The organism is Actinomycetes bacterium (assembly GCA_035489715.1).
Classification (GTDB): Bacteria; Actinomycetota; Actinomycetes; order JACCUZ01; family JACCUZ01; genus DATHAP01.
The window spans coordinates 1-21,987 of record DATHAP010000020.1 but is presented as its reverse complement, the minus strand read 5'-3'; the positions used below and the strand labels follow the sequence as shown (position 1 = coordinate 21,987).

The window sequence follows — 21,987 nt, the reverse complement described above, 5'->3', positions numbered from 1 at the left end:
CCGCCCCACCCGCACGAGAACCAGCCGAGGAGAGACCGTGGCGAAGACCAAGGTGGCCAACCCCGTCGTGGAGCTCGACGGCGACGAGATGACCCGCATCATCTGGGCGTTCATCAAGGACCGGCTGATCCACCCTTACCTCGACGTCGACCTCGAGTACTACGACCTCGGCATCGAGCACCGCGACGCAACCGACGACCAGGTGACGGTCGACGCGGCCAACGCCATCAAGCGGCACGGCGTCGGCGTCAAGTGCGCCACGATCACGCCGGACGAGGCGCGGGTCGAGGAGTTCGGGCTGAAGAAGATGTGGCTCTCGCCGAACGGCACGATCCGCAACATCCTCGGCGGGGTCATCTTCCGCGAGCCGATCGTCATCTCGAACATCCCGCGGCTGGTGCCCGGCTGGACCAAGCCGATCGTCATCGGCCGTCACGCGCACGGCGACCAGTACAAGGCGCAGAACTTCGTGGTGCCCGGCCCCGGCACGGTGACCATCACCTACACGCCGGACGGCGAGGGTGAGCCGATGGAGTTCGAGGTCGCCAGCTTCCCGGGCGGCGGCGTCGCCATGGGCATGTACAACTACGACGAGTCGATCCGCGACTTCGCGCGGGCGTCCATGCGCTACGGGCTCGAGCGCCGCTTCCCGGTGTACCTGTCCACGAAGAACACGATCCTCAAGGCGTACGACGGCCGGTTCAAGGACCTGTTCCAGGAGGTTTTCGACACCGAGTACAAGGCCGAGTTCGAGGCGGCGGGGCTGACCTACGAGCACCGGCTGATCGACGACATGGTGGCCGCGGCGCTGAAGTGGGAGGGCGGCTACGTCTGGGCCTGCAAGAACTACGACGGCGACGTCCAGTCGGACACCGTGGCGCAGGGCTTCGGCTCGCTGGGCCTGATGACCTCCGTGCTGATGACGCCGGACGGCAAGGTCGAGGCCGAGGCGGCTCACGGCACCGTGACCCGGCACTACCGGCAGCACCAGCAGGGCAAGCCGACGTCCACCAACCCGATCGCGTCGATCTTCGCGTGGACCCGCGGCCTCGAGCAGCGCGGGAAGATGGACGGCACCCCCGAGGTCGTCGGCTTCGCCGAGGCGCTCGAGCAGGTCTGCGTGGAGACCGTCGAGTCCGGGACCATGACCAAGGACCTCGCCCTGCTGGTCGGACCGGACCAGGCGTGGGCCACCACCGAGGAGTTCCTCGCCGCCCTCGACGCCAACCTCGGCGCCAAGCTCGCCTGACGAGCTGGCCGGTCAGCGGTCGCGGCCGGCCCCTGCCGACGGCGACACCTCGAACGTGCGGGGGGACTCCCAGCCGGCGGCGGCGAAGGCGTCGGCGACGGCGGACCGGACCGCGGTCACCCGCTCGTGCGGGACGAGCGCCACCGCCGAGCCGCCGAACCCGCCACCGGTCATCCGGGCGCCGAGGGCGCCGGCGTCGACCGCGGACGCGACGGCGGTGTCGAGCTCCGCACAGCTGACCTCGTAGTCGTCGCGCAGCGAGGCGTGCGAGCCGTCGAGGAGCGCGCCGAGCGCTGCCCAGTCGCGTGCCCGGATCGCGTCGACGGCGGCCAGCACCCGCTCGTTCTCGCGCACGACGTGGCGGGCCCGGCAGCGAAGCTCGTCGGGTAGGCCGTCCAGGCGACGGTCCAGCGCGTCGGCCGGGACGTCGCGCAGCGTCTGCACGCCGAGCTGTCGCGCTGCCTTCGCGCAGGCGGCGCGCCGGTCGGCGTACGACCCGTCGCCGAGCTCGTGGTGCACCCGCGTGTCCACCACCAGCAGCGCCAGCCCGTCACCCGACGGGTCGAGTGGGACGTGCTCGATCTCCAGGCTGCGGGTGTCGAGGAACAGGGCGTGGCCGGTCGTGCAGCCCAGGGACGCCAGCTGGTCCATGAGCCCGGTCGGTGCACCCACGAAGTCGTTCTCCGCCCGCTGGGTCAGCAGGGCGAGCTCGCGGGTGTCGAGGCCCAGCCCGAAGATGTCGTTGACCGCCAGGGCGACCCCGCACTCGAGCGCGTGCGACGAGGACAGCCCGCCGCCCAGCGGCACCCGGCCGTCCACCAGCAGGTCCATCCCGCCGACGTCGTGGCCGGACTCACGGGCCGCCCAGACGACGCCGGCCACGTAGGCGCCCCAGCCGTCCGGTGTCCCGGGCGCGAGGTCGTGGAGCGGCACCGCCAGGTCGCCGGCCGGCTGCTGGGCGGACCGCATGCGCAGCACGCCGTCGTCGCGGGGAGCGGCGGCGACCCGGGTGCGTGCCGCGATGGCGAAGGGCAGCACGAAGCCGTCGTTGTAGTCGGTGTGCTCGCCGATCAGGTTGACCCGGCCGGGCGCCGACCACAGTCCGACCGGGTCGGACCGGTAGGTGGTCCGGAAGTCGTCGACGCTCACGCCGTCCCGCCCCCACCCGCCGCCGCGCGAAGGCGGTCGGCGATGTGCTCGGGAGTCACGTCGTTGATCCACACGCCCATGCCGGACTCCGAACCGGCGAGGTACTTGAGCTTGTGCGCGGCCCGCTTCACCGAGAACAGCTCGAGGTGCAGGTGGGCCAGGTCTCGGTCGACCCGAGTGGGTGCCTGGTGCCAGGCGGCGATGTAGGGCATCGGTGCGTCGTACAGGCCGTCGAGGGTCCGGAGCAGGCTCGGGTAGGCGCCCGCGAGGTCGTCCCGCTCGGCGTCGGTCAGCGCCGGCAGGTCCGGCACCCGGCGCCGCGGGTAGAGGTGGACCTCGACCGGCCAGCGGGCCGCCGCCGGGACGAAGGCCACCCAGTGCTCGGTCTGGTGCACCACCCGGGAGCCGTCGGCCACCTCGGCGGCCAGCACGTCGGCGAACAGGTTGCGCCAGGTCCGCTCGCGGTGCCGGCGGGCCGAGCCCAGCATCCGCCGGCTGATCGGGGTCACGAAGGGATAGGCGTAGATCTGCCCGTGCGGGTGGCCGAGGGTCACGCCGATCTCCTCCCCGCGGTTCTCGAAGCAGAAGACCTGCTCGACGTGGGGGAGTGCGCCGAGCACCTGGGTGCGGTCGGCCCACGCGTCGACGAGCAGCCGCACGTGCTCGAGGGGGAGGGTGGCGACCGGTGCCTCGTGGTCGCTGGTGAAGCAGACCACCTCGCACCGGCCGAACCCTGGTCCGCGCGCCGACATGCCATCCGGGACCACGGGCGCCGGGTCGCCGGCCGCGAACGAGGGGAAGCGGTTCTCGAAGACCACGACGTCGTAGTCGTCGTCCGGCACCTCGGTCGACCGCCCGCCCCGGGAGGGGCACAGCGGGCACTCGTCGGCCGGCGGCAGATAGGTCCGGTCCTGGCGATGGGACGCGATGGCCACCCACTCGTCCAGCAGGGCGTCGTACCGCACCTCCGAGGCCGTGGTCGTGGCGCCGAGGTCGCGGCGGTCCTTCACCTGGCGGTCGCGGTGGGTGCTGTCGAGGTCGTAGTAGATGATCTCCCGTCCGTCGGCCAGCGACGTGGAGGTCCGCTTCATGCGCGGGACGGTACCCACGAGGTCGGCATCGCACCCCTGAGGGGCGGTGCCGTCTCCTGGCGGGCGGTCCGCCTCGTCTACTCTTCTCGGCATGGACGGCTGCTCTAGTCCGGCGTGCCATCCGTCCGGTGGCACGCCGTGAGCTCCACTGTCGCCAACGCCCTGCTCGTGCTGTTCTTCCTCCTGCTCGGTGCGTTCTTCGCCGGGTCGGAGATCGCGCTGGTGTCGCTGCGCGAGGGCCAGGTGCGGTCGCTGTCGCAGCGGGGCCGGCGCGGTCAGCGGGTGGCCGCGCTGCACGCGGACCCGAACCGGTTCCTGGCCGCCGTCCAGATCGGCGTCACCCTGGCCGGCTTCATGTCCGCGGCGTTCGGTGCGTCCGCCTTCGCCGACGACCTGTCACCGGTGCTGCGCGGCTGGGGGGTGCCGGGCGGGCCGGACGGCGACCCGCAGGCGCAGGACACCGCCTACTGGTCGTCGTTCGTCGTGGTCACCCTCGTCATCACCTACCTGTCGCTCGTGGTCAGCGAGCTGGCGCCGAAGCGCCTGGCCCTGCAGCGGGCCGAGGCGTTCTCGCTGTTCGCCGCCCCGACTCTGGACCGGCTGGCCAAGATGTCCCGGCCGGTGATCTGGCTGCTGTCGCGGTCGACCGACGTCCTGGTGCGGGTGTTCGGCGGCGACCCGGCGGCGTCCCGGGAGGCCATCTCGGAGGAGGAGCTGCGCGACATCGTCGCCGCCCACGAGACCCTCGGCCGCGAGGAGCGCCAGCTCATCGAGGACGTGTTCGAGGCCGGCGAGCGCCAGCTGCACGAGGTGATGGTGCCGAGGACCGAGGTGGACTTCCTCGACGCGTCCACGCCGGTCTACAAGGCGGTCCGGTTGTCGTCCAGCAACCCGCACAGCCGCTACCCGGTCGTGCGCGGCTCCCAGGACGACGTCGTGGGGTTCGTCCACGTGCGCGACCTGTTCTCCCCCGAGCTCGCGGGCAGCTCGGTGCGGGTCGGCGAGATCGCCCGCGAGGTCAAGCTGATGCCCGGCACCAAGCAGGTGCTCTCAGCCATGTCGGAGATGCGTCGCGAGGGCCACCACCTTGCGATCGTGATGGACGAGTACGGAGGGACCGACGGCATCGTCACGCTCGAGGACCTGCTGGAGGAGGTCATCGGCGAGATCCACGACGAGTACGACGTGGCCGAGGAGCCGGCCAGGTCGCTGCACGACGGCGACGTGGAGGTGGACGGGCTGCTCAACCTCGAGGACTTCGAGGACCGCACCGGGCTCGAGCTCCCCGAGGGGCCTTACGAGACCGTGGCCGGCTTCGTCATCAACGAGCTCGGCCGGCTGCCCGAGCTGGACGAGAGCGTCGTCGCGCTGGGACGGCGCTTCACCGTGACCGAGCTGGACGGCCGCCGGATCGCCCGGGTCCGGCTCACCTCGCTCCCGCCGGAGCCGGAGGCGCCGATCGGCAGCCAGGAGGAGCCGCCACGGCTGGCACAATGACGGGCATGTCCCGCCCCCGTGTCCTGTCCGGCATGCAGCCGACGGCCGACTCGCTGCACCTCGGCAACTACCTGGGTGCGCTGCGGCAGTGGGTGGCGCTGCAGGACGGCTACGACGTCTTCTACTTCGTCGCCGACCTGCACGCGATCACCGTCGAGCATGACCCGCAGCTGCTGCGCCAGCGGACCCGGGCGACGGCGGCGCAGTACCTCGCAGGCGGCGTCGACCTCGACCGCGCGACGCTCTTCGTCCAGAGCCACGTGCCCGAGCACGCCCAGCTGCAGTGGGTGCTCGGCTGCCTCACCGGCTTCGGCGAGGCCAGCCGGATGACCCAGTTCAAGGACAAGGCGCAGCGCAGCGGCGCCGACCGGGCCTCGGTCGGGCTGTTCACCTACCCGGTCCTGCAGGCCGCGGACATCCTGCTCTACCGGCCGGAGCGGGTGCCGGTGGGCGAGGACCAGCGCCAGCACCTCGAGCTGAGCCGCGACCTCGCGGGACGCTTCAACCACCGCTTCGGCGACACCTTCGTCGTGCCGGAGCCGCACATCCTGCGCGAGGTCGCCAAGATCTACGACCTCCAGCTGGCCGACAAGCAGATGAGCAAGAGCATCGGCGGCAGCGGCGTCGTGTGGATGCTCGACGACCCCAAGCTGATCGAGAAGAAGATCAAGTCCGCCGTTACCGACACCGGGCGCGAGGTCGTGTTCGACCCGGAGTCGAAGCCCGGTGTCAGCAACCTGCTCGGCATCCTGTCGGCGTTCGGCGGCGAGCCGGTCGGCGACCTCGAGGCGCGCTTCGCCGGCGCCGGCTACGGTGACCTGAAGAAGGCCGTCGTCGAGGCCGTCCTCGACGCGGTGATCCCGTTCCAGGACAAGGTGCGCGGCTACCTCGACGACCCGGCCGAGCTCGACCGGGTCCTGGCCCGGGGCGCCGACCGGGCCCGCGGTGTCGCGGCGCCCACCCTCGCCGACGTGTACGACCGGGTCGGCTTCCTCCCGGCGGCACCGCCCTCGTGACCAGCCGGACCATCGGCGTCGCGATCGCCATCCCCGAGCCCTACGGCCTGGAGCTGCAGCGGGTCCGCGAGGGCTACGGCGACGCCCTCGCCGCCTCCGTCCCGACCCACATCACGCTGCTCCCGCCCACCGAGGTCGACGCCGACGACCTCGACCGGATCGAGAAGCACCTGCGCACGATCGCCGAGTCGGAGCAGCCCTTCGAGATCCACCTGCGCGGCACCGGCACCTTCCACCCGGTCTCCCCGGTCGTCTTCGTGTCGGTCGTCATGGGCATCAGCGACTGCGAGCGGGTCGAGTCGCGGGTGCGGTCGGGCCCCCTCGCCCGCGACCTCACCTTCCCCTACCACCCGCACGTCACCATCGCCCACGACCTGCCGGGCGAGGTCCTGCGGCGGGCCTTCGACGACATGGCGCCGTACGACGTCCGGTTCCAGGTCTGGGGCTTCAGCCTCTACGAGCACGGGCCGGACCGGGTGTGGCGCCCGCAGCGCGACTTCCCGCTGGGCCGCCCGCTTCCGGGCCCGGCGCCGCGTGACGTGTAGTCGCCGCCGGGGTCGGGAAGCGTCCGCCGGGTGAGCCTCGTCCCGCGGGCCAAGGAGCGGGTCCGGGTGGTCCGGTCGCGCTCGGCCGTGGCCGACCACGCCGTCCGCGCGCTCGACCGGCAGAGCGAGGTCCTCGGTGGGCAGCTGGCAGCCGCGATCACGTACTACGGGTTCCTCTCCTTCTTCCCCCTGCTGGCTCTCGCGTTCTCCCTCGTCGGCTATGTCAGCGGCGCGTTCCCGGACGCGCAGGACCACGTCACCTCCGCGGTGCAGGACGCCTTCCCCAGCCTCATCGGGACCGGTCCCGGCCAGCTCGACATCCAGGACGTCATCGACGCCCGGGCGAGCGCGGGGATCATCGGCCTGCTGGGTCTGGCCTATGCCGGGCTCGGCTGGCTCGACTCGGTGCGAGACGCCCTGCGGCGGGTTTTCGGCACCGCCGCTGACCGGCCCGGGCTGGTGCGACGCAAGCTCGTCGACGTCGTGGTGCTGTCCATGCTCGGCGCCAGCCTGCTCGTCTCGATCGTCGTCTCCAGCCTGGCGACGGCTGCCACCACCTTCGCGCTGGCGTTCGCGTCCCTGGACGGGTCGCTCTTCGCGACCGGCGTGCTCAAGGTCGTGTCGGTGTGCCTCGCCCTCGCCGTCGACTTCGCCATCGTCGCCATCCTGCTGTCCCGGCTCTCGGGTGCTCATCCGTCGTGGCGCCGGGTGCGCTCCGGGGCGCTGCTGGGCGCGGCCGGCTTCGAGGTGCTCAAGCTGGTCGGGACCTATCTCGTCGGGCACACGGCGGAGAACCCGGTCTACGCGACGTTCGGGGTCGTGGTGGGGCTGCTGGTGTGGATGAACCTGGTCTCGCGGCTGCTGGTGGTCACCGCGTGCTGGGCCGCGACACAGCCCTACTCGCTGGAGCCGGCCAGGGCCGGGGACCCGGGCGTGGGACGCACGACCGGGCCGGCCTGGGGGACCGAGCCGGTCGCCGCGGTCGCGCCGGGTGACTACGAGGCGGTGCCGCTCGAGGCCGACGAGGTCGGGCCGCCGTCTTCGAGGAGAGGCTCGTGGCGCGGCCTGCTGGTCGGCGCCGCCGCGGGGGCCGCCGCCGCCGCGCTCGTCACCCGGCGCAGGTCCGCCCGGTCGCGCGGCTGAGGCACCGGGCCGGCCAGCGCCCGCGAGCGCGACCGGGCGCGACGGAGCCGCCGGCGCAGCAGCACCCGGCCCCGCAGCACCGCCAGCACGCCCAGCACGACGACGAGGGTCTGCAGCCACCACGGCAGCCCGTCGCCGTCGGTGCCGGCCGTCGAGGTCTCGGCGTCCTGGCCGGCGTCACCGGCCTGCGGACCCTGTGCTGTCTGGTCTCCGCTGCCGCCGCCCGACGCGGAGTCGTCGGCCAGGGCGTCGAGCGTCCCGACGGGCTCGGCATGGCCGGCCGACCGGAAGCCCCAGCTGAGCAGGGCGGCACTGTCGCGCCAGGCGTCGCCCTCGGAGTGCAGCACGGTCGCGACGAGGGTGCGCCCGTTGCGCGTCGCCGCCCCGATGAAAGTGCCGCGGGCCTTGGTGGTCCAGCCCGTCTTGAGGCCGATCGCCCCGCGGTAGTTGAGCAGCAGGCGGTCCTGCGTGTAGATCTCGTAGCTCTTGCGGCTCTTGCCGGCCCGCGGCATCTTGCCCGGGAACTGCGACTTCACGGTGGACGCGTAGGCGCGGACGTCCTCGCGGGCGAGCGCGGCGCGGGCGAGCACCGACATGTCGTACGCCGACGTGAGCTGGCCGGGCGCGTCCAGGCCGCTCGGGTTGCGGGCGGTCGTGTCCCGGGCTCCCAGGTCGCGGGCCGTGCGGTTCATCGCGGCCACGGTGGTCTGCACGCCACCGGCCGCGTTGGCCAGCGCCGTGGCGGCATCGTTACCCGACACCAGGAACAGTGCCTCGAACAGGTTGCGCACCGTGTAGGTGGCGTCCGGCACGAGACCGACCCGGCTGCCCTCGGCGTTGGCGTCCTCCCACTGGGCGGTGTAGACGTCGTCGGGAGAGACCTGGGGGAGCACGGTCAGGACCGTGAGCACCTTCATGATGCTGGCCGGCCGGTAACGCCCGTGCGGGTCCTTGGCCGCGAGGACCTCGCCGGTGCCGAGGTCGGCGACCACCCAGGCGTCACCCGACACCTTGGGCAGTGGGTCGGCGCCCGCCGCGTCGACCACCACGCCGCTGGTCGCGAGGCGCTCACCGCCCACGGTGCCGTCGGTCCGGTCGCCGGTCGCGGAGGCCGCGCCCGCGGGCCCGACGACGAGGGCCAGGGCCAGGAGGGCGGTCGCGGTTCTCATCATGGGCAGGCTAACGGGCGGAACGTCCCGGATGGCTAGCATCGGCGCCATGTCGCGCGAGTCGGAGTCCGGACTGCCGATCGAGCCGGTCTACGGCCCCGACGCGCTGGCCGACTTCGACCCGGCGGAGCGTCTCGGTGAGCCCGGCAGCTACCCGTACACCCGCGGGGTCTACCCGAACATGTACACCGGTCGCCCGTGGACGATGCGCCAGTACGCCGGGTTCGGCACCGCCAAGGAGTCCAACGAGCGCTACCACCGGCTGGTGGAGGCCGGCACCGGTGGCCTGTCCGTCGCGTTCGACCTGCCGACCCAGATGGGGTACGACTCCGACGACCCGGTCGCGCACGGCGAGGTGGGCAAGGTCGGAGTCGCCATCGACTCGGTCGACGACATGCGGGTGCTCTTCGACGGCATCCCCCTCGGCGAGGTGTCGACGTCGATGACGATCAACGCGCCGGCCGCGCTGCTGCTGCTGCTCTACCAGCTGGTCGCGGAGGAGCAGGGCGTCGACCCGGCCCGGCTCACCGGCACCATCCAGAACGACGTGCTGAAGGAGTACATCGCCCGCGGTACCTACATCTACCCGCCTCGGCACTCGCTGCGGCTGATCAGCGACATCTTCGCCTACTGCCGCAAGGAGATCCCGCGCTGGAACACCATCTCCATCTCCGGCTACCACATGGCCGAGGCGGGAGCCACGCCCGCGCAGGAGGTCGCGTTCACGCTGGCCGACGCCAAGGCGTACGTCCAGGCGGCGATCGACGCGGGGCTGGCCATCGACGACTTCGCGCCCCGGCTGTCCTTCTTCTTCGTCGCGCGGACGACGCTGCTCGAGGAGGTGGCGAAGTTCCGGGCCGCGCGGCGGATCTGGGCCCAGGTGATGCGCGACGAGTTCGGCGCGCAGGACCCGAAGTCGCTGATGCTGCGCTTCCACACCCAGACCGCCGGCGTGCAGCTCACCGCGCAGCAGCCCGAGGTCAATCTGGTGCGGGTGACCGTGCAGGCCCTCGCGGCCGTGCTGGGCGGCACCCAGTCGCTGCACACCAACTCCTACGACGAGGCGATCGCGCTGCCCACGGAGAAGGCGGCCCGGCTGGCCCTGCGCACCCAGCAGGTGATCGCCTTCGAGAGCGACCTGACGGCGACGGTCGACCCCTTCGCCGGCTCCTACGCGGTCGAGTCGATGACCGACGAGCTGGAGGCCGCCATCCGGGGCCTGATGGACAACATCGAGGAGCTGGGCGGGGCGGTGGCCGCCATCGAGGCGGGCTACCAGAAGCGTGAGATCGAGCAGTCGGCCTACGACGTGGCCACCTCGGTGGAAGACGGCTCCCGCACGGTCGTCGGGGTGAACCGCTTCCAGCGTCCGGCCGACGAGGTGTACGAGCCGCTCCGGACCGACCCGACGATCGAGGCCCAGCAGGTCGAGCGGCTGGCCGCCCTGCGCGCCGATCGCGACTCCGCCGAGGTCGAGCGGCACCTCGACGCCCTCCGTGCCGCGGCCGAGGGCGACGCCAACGTGATGTACCCGATGCACGACGCCCTGCGCGCCAGGGCGACCGTGGGTGAGGTCTGCAACGTCCTGCGCGCGGTGTGGGGTACCTACCAGCCCGCTGACGCCTTCTAGGGATGGGCACGGGGCAACCCGGGCCGCGCAGGTAAGGTTCGCGCGGTGACCGCTCGTCGCGACGACCCCGACGGTCGGCTCGAGGGACTCGACCTCGACCGGCGGGTCGCGACGTACGCCCAGGACCTGGTCGCCCTGCGCCGTGACCTGCACGCCCACCCCGAGCTGTCCTGGGCCGAGGTGCGCACCACCAGGGTGGTCCGGGAGCGCCTGCTCGCGGCCGGCCTGGGCCCGGTGGGGCTGCCCGGTGGGACCGGCCTGACCTGTGACATCGGGTCCGGCGACGGCGCCGTGGCCCTGCGGGCCGACCTCGACGCGCTGCCCATCGTCGACGGAAAGTCGGCCGACTACGCCTCGACCGTCCCCGGTGTCTGCCACGCCTGCGGTCACGACGTGCACACGGCGGCGGTGCTGGGCGCGGGGCTGGTGCTGCGTGACCTGCAGGCCGACGGGCTGCTCCCGGGCCGGGTGCGTCTGGTGTTCCAGCCGGCCGAGGAGTCCTCGCGCAGCGGGGCGCTGGCCGTCCTCGACGCCGGCGCGGTCGAGGACGTGTCGCGGATCTTCGCGCTGCACTGCGACCCGCGGGCGACGGTGGGCCAGGTGGGGCTGCGGGCCGGCGCGATCACCGGTTCCGCCGACCACCTGCTCGTCCGGGTCTCCGGGCCCGGTGGCCACACCGCCCGGCCGCACCTGACGGCGGACCTGGTCTACGCCATGGGCCAGCTGGTGACCGGCATGCCCGGCGCCCTGTCCCGGCGGGTCGACCCCCGGGCGTCGCTGAGCGTCGTCTGGGGTCGGATCGCCGCCGGGCGGGTGGCCAACGCCATCCCGCAGGCCGGGGAGCTCGAGGGCACCGTCCGCTGTCTCGACAGCTCGGCCTGGGAGGACGCACCCGCCCTGGTGGAGGAGCTCGTGCACGGGATCCTGGCGCCGTACGGCGTGGAGGCGACCGTGACCTACACCCGCAACGTGCCTCCGGTGGACAACGAGGTGTCGAGCGTGGAGCTCCTGGCCCGCGCAGTCCGGGCCACGGAGGGCAGCGACTGCCTGGTCGGCACCGAGCAGAGCCTCGGCGGCGAGGACTTCGCGTGGTACCTCGGCAAGGTCCCGGGGGCGCTCGCCCGGTTGGGGGTGGCGCCGCCCGGGCAGCCCCTCGAGCAGCGGCTCGACCTCCACCAGGGTCTCTTCGACGCCGACGAGCGGGCCATCGCGGTTGGTGCACGGGTACTGGTCGCCGCGGCGATTCTCTCCTTTTCATAACGGCGGAGCGCGCTCTGGTCGGGACCACCCGCCAGGGTCGCTAGAGTGCCACCGGTCGACCGGGAAGGTCGGCCCCGGCGCCCGGACCGTGGCGCCCGGCCCATGGAAGGAGACACCCCGTGCGACGGGTGACCACACTGGCGGCGGCTGTCCTGGCCGGCGCCCTCGTCCTGACCTCCTGCGGAGGCGACAGCGGCGACGACGAAGCCGACACCACGCCGAAGGGCGACGACACGAGCAGCAGCGCTCCCGCCAGCGACGTCAAGGTCGGGCTGGCCTACGACATCGGTGGCCGCGGCGACCAGTCGTTCAACGACGCCGCCGCCGCCGGCCTGGACAAGGCCGCCGACGAGTTCGGCATCGAGACCAACGAGGCCGAGGCCGCCAACGGCGAGCCCGAGTCGGCCAAGGAGGAGCGGCTCCGTGCGCTCGCCGGCGCCGGCTTCAACCCGGTCATCGCGGTCGGCTTCGCCTACTCCGGCGCCGTGAAGAAGGTCGCGGGCGAGCTGCCCGACACCCAGTTCGCCATCATCGACGACGCGGCGGCCACCGGCGACAACATCGCCAACCTCCTCTTCGCCGAGGAGCAGGGCTCGTTCCTGGTCGGAGCCGCGGCCGCGCTGAAGTCGGAGAGCGGCAACATCGGCTTCGTCGGCGGCGTCGACGTGCCCCTGATCCACAAGTTCGAGGCGGGCTACGAGGCCGGCGCGAAGGAGGTCAACCCGGACATCGAGGTCCAGGTGAAGTACCTGACCCAGCCGCCGGACTTCTCCGGCTTCGGTGACCCGGCCAAGGGCAAGACCGCCGCGGCCGGCATGTACGACAAGGGCGCCGACGTGGTCTACCAGGCCGCAGGCGGTTCCGGTGGCGGCGTGTTCGAGGCCGCCCAGGACGCCGGCGCCTACGCCATCGGCGTCGACTCCGACCAGTACAGCACCGCCGACCCGAAGGTGCGCGACGTGATCATCACGTCGATGCTCAAGAAGGTCGACGTCGCCGTCTACGACTTCATCTCCAGCGTGGTGGAGGGCAACTTCACGGCCGGCCCGGTCACCTACGACCTGGAGAAGGACGGCGTGGGCTACTCCACCAGCGGTGGTCAGATCGACGACATCACCAGCAAGCTGGACGACTACAAGCAGCAGATCATCGACGGCAGCATCACGGTCCCGACCAAGTAGCAGCCAGCAGTCCGAAGGCGAGGACGCCAGTCAGTCCACGACCGGGTCCGAGGGAGCGGTAGCGTTCCCCCGGGCCCGGTCGCGTCTTCGCGCCCGGTGCCCGCCGACCTGCCCCTGACGCCGTCCGAGGAAGGTGCCGTCATCGCCACGTCGAGTGCCTCACCGCCCGTCCAGGCGCCGACCGACACCGCGGTCGAGCTGCATGGGATCACCAAGCGCTTCCCCGGGGTCGTCGCCAACGACGACATCAACATCGTCGTCCGGCGCGGTCACGTGCACGCGATCGTGGGCGAGAACGGCGCCGGCAAGTCCACGCTGATGAAGATCCTCTACGGCATGCAACGTCCGGACGACGGCACGATCTCCGTCGACGGCCGCGAGGTCAACTTCCACTCGCCCAGCGACGCGATCGACGCCGGCGTCGGCATGGTGCACCAGCACTTCATGCTGGCCGACAACCTCACGGTCCTCGAGAACGTCGTGCTCGGCAGCGAGCCGACCCGGGCCGGCTGGATCGACTTCGGCACGGCCAAGTCGCGCATCAGCGAGATCGCCGAGACCTACGGGCTCGAGGTCGCCCCCGACACCCTGGTCGAGGACCTCGGGGTCGGCGAGCGGCAGCGGGTGGAGATCCTCAAGGTCCTCTACCGCGGCGCCCGGATCCTCATCCTCGACGAGCCCACCGCCGTCCTGGTGCCGCAGGAGGTCGACGAGCTGTTCGACAACCTGCGCGAGCTGAAGGAGGAGGGGCTCACCATCCTGTTCATCTCGCACAAGCTCGACGAGGTGCTGCAGGTGGCCGACGAGATCACCGTGATCCGCCGCGGCACCACGGTCGACACCGTCGACCCCTCCTCGGTGACCGCCCGTGAGCTGGCCGAGCTGATGGTGGGCAGCGAGCTGCCGACGCCGGAGACCCGCGAGTCCACCGTCACCGACGTCCCGGTGCTCGAGGTCGAGGGGCTGAGCATCCGTCCCGCCCAGAGCCGCCCGGTGCTCGAGGACATCTCCTTCACGATCCACCGCGGAGAGGTCCTGGGCATCGCCGGGGTCGAGGGCAACGGCCAGGCCGAGCTGGTCGAGGCCATCATGGGCATGCGTCCGGTGACCGAGGGGCGCATCGAGCTCGGCGACACCGACATGTCGAGCTGGTCGACCCGGTCCCGGCGCGAGGCCGGCATCGGCTACATCCCCGAGGACCGCCAGCGGCACGGGATGCTGCTCGACGCGCCCCTGTGGGAGAACCGCATGCTCGGGCACCAGACCGAGAAGCCCAACGTCAACGGTGTCTGGATCGACCGCGCCAACGCGCGCAAGGACACCGAGCGGATCATCCGCGAGTACGACGTCCGCACCCCCGGCGTGGACGTGCTCGCCGCGTCGCTGTCGGGCGGCAACCAGCAGAAGCTGATCGTCGGGCGGGAGATGAGCGGGGAGCCGAAGGTTCTCATCGCGGCGCACCCGACGCGCGGGGTGGACGTCGGCGCGCAGGCGGCGATCTGGGAGCACATCCGCGCCGCACGCCGGGCCGGCCTGGCCGTCCTGCTGATCTCGGCGGACCTGGACGAGCTGATCGGCCTGTCGGACTCGCTGAAGGTGATCCTGCGCGGCCGGTTCGTCGCGGACGTCGACCCGGGCGCGGTCACGCCCCAGGAGCTCGGCTCGGCCATGACCGGCGCGGGAGAGGCGTCATGAGCACCGCGACCGCACGGTTCGGCCGCGTGGACGTCCGCCGGCTCGCGGTCAGCATCGCGGCCCCGGCGCTCGCCATCCTGTTCTCGCTGATCGTCACCGGGCTGGTGCTGGTCTCGAGCGGCGACCCGGTGTGGTCGACGCTCGAGCAGGTCTGGGAGTACGCCAAGACCCCGCGGGTCATCGCCCTCTCGGTCAACCAGGGCGTGACCTACTACCTGTCCGCGCTCGCCGTCGCCATCGGCTTCCGGATGAACCTGTTCAACATCGGCGTCGACGGGCAGTACCGCCTCGCCGCCTTCTCCGCCGCGGTCGTGGGCGGGTCGTTCTCCCTGCCGAAGCCGCTGCACATCACGATCATCGTGCTGGTCGCCATGCTGGTCGGCGCGATGTGGGCCGGCATCGCCGCCGCCCTGAAGGTGACCCGCGGCGTCAGCGAGGTCATCTCGACCATCATGCTCAACGCGATCGCCACCTCGCTGATCGCGTTCATGCTCGGCAAGGTCGCCGTCGACGTCGCCGGCAGCAACAACATCGGCACCGACCCGATCGACGAGACCGGCGCGTTCCCCGGCATCCCGCTGATCCCGGACAGCGAGCTCGACGTCTACGGCTTCATCCTGGTCGCCATCGCAGCCGGCATCGCCTACTCCGTCGTCCTCGGCCGGACCCGCTTCGGCTACGACCTGCGGGCGACCGGCCGGTCCGAGCCGGCAGCGGTCGCCAGCGGCGTCAGCGTCAAGCGCATGGTGCTCATCTCGATGCTGCTGTCGGGAGCCGTCGCCGGCCTGGTCGGCATGCCGCAGCTGCTCGGCGGCGACTCGAGGACGTACAGCCTGGACTTCCCGGCCGGCCTCGGGTTCACCGGCATCGCGATCGCGCTGCTCGGCCGCAACAACGCGGTCGGCATGGCCTTCAGCGCTCTGCTGTTCTCGTTCCTCGACGCCTCGTCGATCATCCTCGACATCAACGACATCTCCAAGGAGATCGTCCTGATCATGCAGGGCACGATCGTGCTGTCGGTCGTCATCGCCTACGAGCTGGTGCGTCGCTACTCCATCGTCGCGGAGCAGCGCCGGGTCAGCCGCGAGCTGGCCGCCCAACGTGACGTCGACGCCGAGGGGGTGCCGGCATGACCGCCACCGCCCAGGCCGTGGCCGGCGCGCCCGGCGCCCCGCCGGCGCCGAAGCGCCGGCTCGCCCGACCGGGCTGGCCGACCGTCCTCCTCGCTTTCGCCGGGTTCATCGTCGTCCTGTCGGTCATCGCCGCCATCACCGGCGCCGACCAGCTGACGTCGAGCGGCACCGTCGGTGCAGCCGTGGCGCTCGCGGTGCCGATCGGCATGGCCGGGCTCGGTGGGCTCTGGTCGGAGCGCGCCGGCGTCGTCAACATCGGCCTCGAGGGCATGCTGATCCTCGGCACCTGGGGCGGCGGTTGGGCCGGCTACCACTGGGGCCCATGGGTCGGCGTCCTCGTCGGCGCCCTGATGGGCGCGGCCGGCGGCCTGCTGCACGCCATCGCCACCGTGACCTTCGGCGTCGACCACATCGTCTCCGGTGTCGCCATCAACATCCTGGGCCTCGGCGTCACGCAATATCTCTCCGTCATCGCCTTCGAGGGCACCCCCGGCGGCGGCGAGTCCCAGTCGCCGCCGATCGGCGACATCTCCGAGGTGTCGATCCCCGGGATCGGCGACCCGCTGGACGAGCTGCAGGACAAGGGCTGGTTCCTCGTCTCCGACGTCGCGGGCATCGTGCGCGGCCTGACCGTGGGCATCTCGCTGCTCACCCTGGTGGCGATCCTGCTCGTCGTCGGCACCTACTACGTGCTCTGGCGCACGGCGTTCGGGCTGCGCCTGCGGTCCTGCGGCGAGAGCCCGGTCGCCGCCGAGTCGCTGGGCGTCAACGTCTACCTGATGAAGTACGCCGCGGTGCTCGTCTCCGGCGGCCTGGCCGGCTTCGGCGGCGCCTACCTCGCGCTCGTCCTCGGCAACGGCTACCGCGAGGGCCAGACCGGCGGGCGCGGCTTCATCGGCCTGGCAGCCATGATCTTCGGCAACTGGCGTCCGGGCGGGCTCGCGGCCGGTGCCGGGCTCTTCGGCTACACCGACGCGCTGCAGCTGCGCAGCAGCGAGGCGGTGCACGCGCTGCTGCTGCTCGTCGGCGTCCTGCTCGTGGTCGTGAGCATCTGGCTCGCCGTGCGGCGGCGGGTGGTCGGCGCGGCCGTCACGTTCGTCGCGGGGGTGGTGTTCCTGGTCTGGTACGCCGCCACCGACACCCTGCCCGAGCAGATCACCAACATGACGCCGTACGTCACGACGTTGCTCGTCCTCGCCTTCGCCTCGCAACGACTACGCATGCCCGCCGCGGACGGGTTGCCCTACCGGCGAGGCCAAGGTGGCTGACCCGCCGGACGTCGACTGGGCTGCCCTGCGCAAGGCCGCGACCGACGTGATGGCCCGGGCCTACGCGCCGTACTCGCACTTCAAGGTCGGTGCGGCCGGACTGGTCGACGACGGCCGGGTCGTCGTGGGCTGCAACGTCGAGAACGCCGCCTACGGGGTGGGCCTGTGCGCCGAGTGCGGCCTGGTGTCCGCCCTGCACTCGACCGGCGGCGGCCGGCTGGTCGCGGTCGCGTGCGTCGACCAGCACGGCGAGGCGCTGATGCCCTGCGGTCGCTGCCGCCAGATCCTCTGGGAGAACGGCGGCCCCGGCATGCTGCTCGAGACCGTGCGCGGCGTGCGCCCGATGAGCGAGGTGCTGCCCGACGCGTTCGGGTCGGACGACCTGGTGGAGCGTGCAGAGTGAGCCAGTCCGCGGTCGACGTGATCCGGGCCAAGCGGGACCGGCAGGCCCTCACCGACGAGCAGATCGACTGGGTGCTGTCGGCCTACACCCGCGGCGACGTCGCCGACGAGCAGATGTCGGCCCTGGCGATGGCGATCCTGCTCAACGGCATGGACCGGCGCGAGATCTCGCGGTGGACCGACGCGATGATCTCCTCGGGCATCCGGATGTCGTTCCCGCCGGAGTCGGTGGGCGGCCGGCCGACGACCGACAAGCACTCCACCGGCGGGGTGGGCGACAAGATCACGCTGCCGTTGGCGCCGCTGGTCGCCGCCTGCGGGGCGGCCGTGCCGCAGCTGAGCGGCCGTGGCCTGGGTCACACCGGCGGCACGCTGGACAAGCTCGAGTCGATCCCCGGCTGGCGGGCGACGCTGTCGCGTGCGGAGATGCTCGCCCAGCTGGCCGACGTCGGGGCGGTGGTGTGCGCCGCCGGCGACGACCTGGCGCCGGCCGACAAGAAGCTCTACGCGCTGCGCGACGTCACCGGCACCGTCGAGGCGATCCCGCTGATCGCGAGCTCGATCATGAGCAAGAAGATCGCCGAGGGCACCGGTGCGCTGGTGCTCGACGTGAAGGTCGGCTCCGGCGCCTTCATGAAGGACCTCGAGTCCGCGCGCGAGCTGGCCCGGACGATGGTCGCTCTCGGCAGCGACCACGACGTGCGCACCGTCGCGCTGCTCACCGACATGACGACCCCCCTCGGGCTGACCGCCGGCAATGCGCTGGAGGTGCGCGAGTCGGTCGAGGTGCTGGCCGGCGGCGGGCCCCCCGACGTCGTCGAGCTCACCGTCCTGCTGGCCCGCGAGATGCTCGCCGGGGCCGGCATCACCGACGTCGACCCGGCCGACCGGCTGCGCGACGGCTCGGCGATGGACTCGTGGCGTCGGATGGTCGCGGCCCAGGGCGGTGACCCGGACGCGACCCTGCCGACGGCCCGGGAGACCCAGGTGGTGCCGGCCCCGGCCGACGGCGTGCTCGCCGGGCTGGACGCCTACGCCGTCGGGGTGGCCGCCTGGCGCCTCGGCGCCGGCCGGGCCCGCAAGGAGGACCCGGTGCAGGCCGGGGCCGGTGTGGAGATGCACGCCAAGCCCGGCGCCGCGGTCCGCGGCGGGGAGCCGCTCTTCACGCTGCACAGCGACGACACCGCCCGGTTCGCCGGCGCCCAGGAAGCGCTCGCCGAGGCCGTCGTCATCGTCCCGGAGGGCGACCGCCCCGACCTGCCGGGTCTGGTCCTCGACCGGATCGCCGAGTGACCCCGCGGCTGGTCGGGGAGCCGACCCGGATCCCGGTGCCCGGCGGGAAGGTCATCCACGAGTACGTCGGCAAAATCACGACCGGCACCGCCGCGGTGTCGGTCGCGCACATGCGGGCCCCGGCCGGGTGGGACGAGCCGGCCCAGGTGCCCGAGTTCGACGAGGTCACCCTGGTGCTGGCCGGCTCCGTCGTCGTCGAGCACGACGAGGGCAGGCTCACCGTGCCGGCCGGCCAGGCGGTCATCACCCGGGCGGGCGAGCGGGTGCGCTACAGCGTGGGTCCGGAGGGGGCGGAGTACGTCGCGGTCTGCCTGCCGGCCTTCGACCCGGCGCTCGCCCACCGCGAGGAGTGAGCCGTCCGGTCAGCGGCGGCGGAACGGGTCGTGCTCGGGCGGCGGGTTGAGCTCGGCCCGGGGGCAGGTGGCGATCGTCAGGCCGGCCCAGATCAGCGCGTCGTCGCAGAGGCTCTCGACGGTCCAGCCCTGGTCGAGGCCGTGCTCGGTCACGGTCACCTTGTAGATCGTGATCTCGTGCCGGTGGGGGCTGTCGTACATGACGGCGATCGAGCCGAGCAGCTGCGCCTCGCCCCGGGTGCCGCCCACGCCGTCCCACGGGGCGTCGTAGCGCTGCCAGAGCGAGGAGCTGGCGTTCCAGACCCCGCCTGCGGACACGTCGAGGCGCCGCAGCTGCTGGAGCACCTGCGCTGCGGCGCGCTCGTCCAGGATGGCCGCGGGCCGGATGATCCGGACGTCCTCGCGTGCACCCACCGTCATGCCTCTTTCATCGTGCCTCGGGACCCCGAAGTTGAGAGTCTTGCAGACGGTAACCTCCGGCCGTGACCAACTCTTTGACCAACGCGTCCTCCGGGCCGGGCGAGTCCGACCTGCGGCGGGCGCCGAAGGTCCTCCTGCACGATCACCTGGACGGCGGATTGCGCCCGGCCAGCGTGGTCGAGCTGGCGCTGGAGAACGGTTACACCGCGCTGCCGACGACCGACGTCGCGGAGCTCGGCCGGTGGTTCGTCGAGGCGGCGAGCTCGGGGTCGCTCGAGGACTACCTGGAGACATTCGCCCACACCGTCGGTGTCATGCAGACCGCCGATGCGCTGCAGCGGGTCGCTGCCGAGTGCGCGGAGGACCTGGCGGCCGACGGTGTGGTCTACGCCGAGGTGCGTTACGCCCCGGAGCTGCACGTCACCGGGGGCCTGGCCCTCGAAGAGGTGGTCCGCGCCGTGAACGAGGGCTTCCGCGAGGGCGAGCGCCGGGCGGCTGCGGCCGGCCACCGGATCCGGGTCGGCGCCCTGCTGACCGCGATGCGGCACGCCGCCCGGTCGATGGAGATCGCCGAGCTGGCCGTCGAGCACCGCGACGGCGGCGTGGCCGGCTTCGACATCGCCGGTGCCGAGGCCGGCTACCCGCCGACCCGCCACCTCGACGCGTTCGAGTACCTCCAGCGCGAGAACGCGCACTTCACGATCCACGCCGGTGAGGGCTTCGGGCTGCCGTCGATCTGGCAGGCGATCCAGTGGTGCGGCGCCGACCGGCTCGGCCACGGAGTGCGCATCATCGACGACATCGAGGCGGTCGACGGAGTCCGCACCGACCCCGCGCAGGTCCGGCTGGGTCGCCTGGCGGCGTACGTCCGCGACAAGCGCATCCCGCTCGAGATGTGCCCCACGTCCAACGTGATGACCGGGGCGGCCAAGTCGATCGCCGAGCACCCGATCGGGCTGTTGCGCCGGCTCTACTTCCGGGTGACCATCAACACCGACAACCGGCTGATGAGCGGCACCTCGATGACCAAGGAGTTCGCGCAGCTCGCCGAGGCGTTCGGCTACGGCTGGGGCGACTTCCAGTGGTTCACCGTCAACGCGATGAAGTCGGCCTTCGTCCCCTTCGACGAGCGGCTGGCGCTCATCAACGAGGTCATCAAGCCGGGCTACGCCGCGCTGACCACCGAGTAGACCGGGGCCGCCGGCGAGGCGCCCAGCACGTTGCTGGTGCCGCAGCGGGTGCACCGGTAGACGAGGTCGATGCCGTGATCGGTGTTGGCCAGCAGCTCGATGGAGCGCGGGCCGCGCAGCTCGCGCAGGCCGCAGGAGTGGCAGTCGGTGAGGAACATGTTTCCATCGTCGGCCTTCGTGGTCGATCAGTCCAACCAGTCTTCCTGGCATACTCGATAAGCATGACTGATCTTCTGTTGCCGGACCCGCGGCATCTCGCGGCACTCGTGGCGGTCGTCGGCACGGGCACCTTCGGGGCTGCGGCGGACGAGCTCGGCTACACCCAGTCCGCGGTGAGCCAGCAGATCGCTTCCCTGGAGCGGGTCGCCGGCGCCTCGCTGCTGGTACGTCCGGGCGGGCCGCGCCGGGTGTCGCTGACGCCCGCGGGCGAGGCGCTCGTGGTGCACGCCAGGGCCGTCCTGGCGCGCCTGCAGGCCGCCCGCGCCGACCTCGACGCGATCTCGGCCGGCGACCGCGGCACGCTGCGCGTCGGCACGATGCAGAGCGTCGGGACCAAGGTGCTGCCCTGGCTGCTGAAGCGCTTCCGGGCGGCCCGCCCCGGGGTGACGCTGTCGCCGCACGAGACCTTCGACCACGCCGAGCTGGTCGACGCCGTCGAGTCGGGCCGGTTCGACCTGTCGTTCGCCCCGCTGCCGGTGCGCGACGGGCCGTTCGCGGTCCGGCGGGTGCTCGACGACCCGTTCGTGCTGGTGGCACCGGCCGGCGCCGACGTGGCAGGCGCGCGCTCGGTGAGCCTGCGCCAGGCTGCCCGGCTGCCGCTGATCGGGTTCCTCGACGAGGAGCTCGACCAGGAGCTGCTGCGGCAGCTGCGGCGCACCGGCACCGATCCGTCGATCGTGTTCCGCTCCAACGACAACCCGACGATCCAGGGCTTCGTCGCGGCCGGCCTCGGCTACGCGCTGATGCCGCGGCTGACCGTCGACGAGGACGACCCCGAGGTCTCGGTCGTGCCGGTGGTCACCGGGCTGCCCCCGCGCAGCCTCGGCCTCGTCTCGCACGCGGACCGCCAGCTCCCGCCGTACGTCGCGCAGTTCGCCGACCTTGCTGCCGACGTGTGCGCCGAGCTGAGCTCGCAGTGGGGATGAGCCGCCGAGGGGGGTACGTCACACAGGGCGGCAACGCTCACGATGGGTCGTTCCTGCTACGCCGGGATCAGCGTCAACTTCTTCGTCGCCGCCGCGATCCTCCTGCTGTTCGGGCTCTCCGCCCAGAACAACGGCGGTAGGCACGGTCCCCTGCAGCT

20 protein-coding genes and 1 pseudogene are annotated in these 21,987 nt (G+C 72.2%); 16 read left to right on the top strand and 5 right to left on the bottom strand.

Annotated features, from left to right (window positions below):
- The first annotated feature begins 37 nt into the window (after positions 1–37).
- Positions 38–1,249 (top strand): NADP-dependent isocitrate dehydrogenase, encoded by a 1,212-nt coding sequence (locus VK640_01475; protein HTE71856.1) that lies wholly within the window; start codon positions 38–40, stop codon positions 1,247–1,249.
- 12 nt (positions 1,250–1,261) lie between these two features.
- Here VK640_01475 and galK read toward each other — a convergent pair whose 3' ends face one another.
- Both galK and galT read right to left on the bottom strand, forming a co-directional pair.
- Positions 1,262–2,398, bottom strand: a complete 1,137-nt coding sequence (gene galK / locus VK640_01470; GenBank protein HTE71855.1) for a galactokinase — start codon at positions 2,396–2,398, stop codon at positions 1,262–1,264.
- Positions 2,395–3,489, bottom strand: coding sequence for a galactose-1-phosphate uridylyltransferase (gene galT / locus VK640_01465; GenBank protein ID HTE71854.1), 1,095 nt, complete (start codon positions 3,487–3,489; stop codon positions 2,395–2,397). The genes galK and galT overlap by 4 nt, the downstream gene beginning before the upstream one ends.
- 138 nt (positions 3,490–3,627) lie before the next feature.
- On the opposite strand from galT, the gene VK640_01460 reads away from it, so the two are divergent.
- From VK640_01460 to VK640_01445, 4 genes and pseudogenes are all read left to right on the top strand, one after another.
- Positions 3,628–4,986 (top strand): hemolysin family protein, encoded by a 1,359-nt coding sequence (locus VK640_01460; GenBank protein HTE71853.1) that lies wholly within the window; start codon positions 3,628–3,630, stop codon positions 4,984–4,986.
- Positions 4,987–4,991: 5 nt separating this feature from the next.
- A complete protein-coding gene (gene trpS / locus VK640_01455) occupies positions 4,992–6,002 on the top strand; it encodes a tryptophan--tRNA ligase (GenBank protein HTE71852.1) in 1,011 nt (336 codons plus the stop codon).
- The gene (locus VK640_01450; GenBank protein ID HTE71851.1) at positions 5,999–6,547 is read left to right on the top strand and encodes a 2'-5' RNA ligase family protein; all 549 of its coding nucleotides are present in this window, start codon (positions 5,999–6,001) and stop codon (positions 6,545–6,547) included. The genes trpS and VK640_01450 overlap by 4 nt, the downstream gene beginning before the upstream one ends.
- 30 nt (positions 6,548–6,577) lie before the next feature.
- A pseudogene (locus VK640_01445) lies at positions 6,578–7,429 on the top strand (YihY/virulence factor BrkB family protein).
- Between the two features lie 113 nt (positions 7,430–7,542).
- Here the strand turns inward: VK640_01445 and VK640_01440 are convergent.
- A complete protein-coding gene (locus VK640_01440; protein HTE71850.1) occupies positions 7,543–8,859 on the bottom strand; it encodes a serine hydrolase in 1,317 nt (438 codons plus the stop codon).
- A 49-nt stretch (positions 8,860–8,908) separates the two neighbouring features.
- Between VK640_01440 and VK640_01435 the strand changes: the two genes are divergently transcribed.
- From VK640_01435 to VK640_01395, 9 genes are all read left to right on the top strand, one after another.
- Positions 8,909–10,489 (top strand): methylmalonyl-CoA mutase family protein, encoded by a 1,581-nt coding sequence (locus VK640_01435; protein ID HTE71849.1) that lies wholly within the window; start codon positions 8,909–8,911, stop codon positions 10,487–10,489.
- Between the two features lie 45 nt (positions 10,490–10,534).
- A complete protein-coding gene (locus tag VK640_01430) occupies positions 10,535–11,749 on the top strand; it encodes an amidohydrolase (GenBank protein ID HTE71848.1) in 1,215 nt (404 codons plus the stop codon).
- 119 nt (positions 11,750–11,868) lie between these two features.
- On the top strand, positions 11,869–12,930 hold the full coding sequence (locus tag VK640_01425) for a BMP family ABC transporter substrate-binding protein (GenBank protein ID HTE71847.1): 1,062 nt from the start codon (positions 11,869–11,871) through the stop codon (positions 12,928–12,930).
- Positions 12,931–13,071: 141 nt separating this feature from the next.
- Positions 13,072–14,625 (top strand): ABC transporter ATP-binding protein, encoded by a 1,554-nt coding sequence (locus VK640_01420; protein HTE71846.1) that lies wholly within the window; start codon positions 13,072–13,074, stop codon positions 14,623–14,625.
- Positions 14,622–15,758: an ABC transporter permease gene (locus VK640_01415; GenBank protein HTE71845.1), complete on the top strand. Its 1,137-nt coding sequence runs from the start codon at positions 14,622–14,624 to the stop codon at positions 15,756–15,758. The genes VK640_01420 and VK640_01415 overlap by 4 nt, the downstream gene beginning before the upstream one ends.
- Positions 15,755–17,026 (top strand): ABC transporter permease, encoded by a 1,272-nt coding sequence (locus tag VK640_01410; protein HTE71844.1) that lies wholly within the window; start codon positions 15,755–15,757, stop codon positions 17,024–17,026. Before VK640_01415 ends, VK640_01410 begins: the two co-directional genes overlap by 4 nt.
- Positions 17,019–17,429 carry a cytidine deaminase gene (locus VK640_01405; protein HTE71843.1) on the top strand — a complete coding sequence of 137 codons (411 nt, stop codon included), beginning with the start codon at positions 17,019–17,021 and terminating at the stop codon, positions 17,427–17,429. Before VK640_01410 ends, VK640_01405 begins: the two co-directional genes overlap by 8 nt.
- Entirely contained in the window at positions 17,426–18,721 is a 1,296-nt protein-coding gene (locus VK640_01400) for a thymidine phosphorylase (protein HTE71842.1), read from the top strand. Before VK640_01405 ends, VK640_01400 begins: the two co-directional genes overlap by 4 nt.
- The gene (locus tag VK640_01395; protein HTE71841.1) at positions 18,718–19,074 is read left to right on the top strand and encodes a cupin; all 357 of its coding nucleotides are present in this window, start codon (positions 18,718–18,720) and stop codon (positions 19,072–19,074) included. The genes VK640_01400 and VK640_01395 overlap by 4 nt, the downstream gene beginning before the upstream one ends.
- Before the next feature lie 9 nt (positions 19,075–19,083).
- Here VK640_01395 and VK640_01390 read toward each other — a convergent pair whose 3' ends face one another.
- Positions 19,084–19,494: a hypothetical protein gene (locus tag VK640_01390; protein ID HTE71840.1), complete on the bottom strand. Its 411-nt coding sequence runs from the start codon at positions 19,492–19,494 to the stop codon at positions 19,084–19,086.
- A gap of 62 nt (positions 19,495–19,556) precedes the next feature.
- Between VK640_01390 and VK640_01385 the strand changes: the two genes are divergently transcribed.
- Positions 19,557–20,684 carry an adenosine deaminase gene (locus VK640_01385; GenBank protein ID HTE71839.1) on the top strand — a complete coding sequence of 376 codons (1,128 nt, stop codon included), beginning with the start codon at positions 19,557–19,559 and terminating at the stop codon, positions 20,682–20,684.
- Here the strand turns inward: VK640_01385 and VK640_01380 are convergent.
- A complete protein-coding gene (locus tag VK640_01380) occupies positions 20,660–20,842 on the bottom strand; it encodes a hypothetical protein (GenBank protein ID HTE71838.1) in 183 nt (60 codons plus the stop codon). The genes VK640_01385 and VK640_01380 overlap by 25 nt on opposite strands.
- Before the next feature lie 63 nt (positions 20,843–20,905).
- Here VK640_01380 and VK640_01375 point away from each other — a divergent pair, with 63 nt between their 5' ends.
- Complete coding sequence (locus tag VK640_01375) at positions 20,906–21,829, top strand: LysR family transcriptional regulator (protein ID HTE71837.1); 924 nt, start codon at positions 20,906–20,908, stop codon at positions 21,827–21,829.
- Positions 21,830–21,987 lie beyond the last annotated feature (158 nt).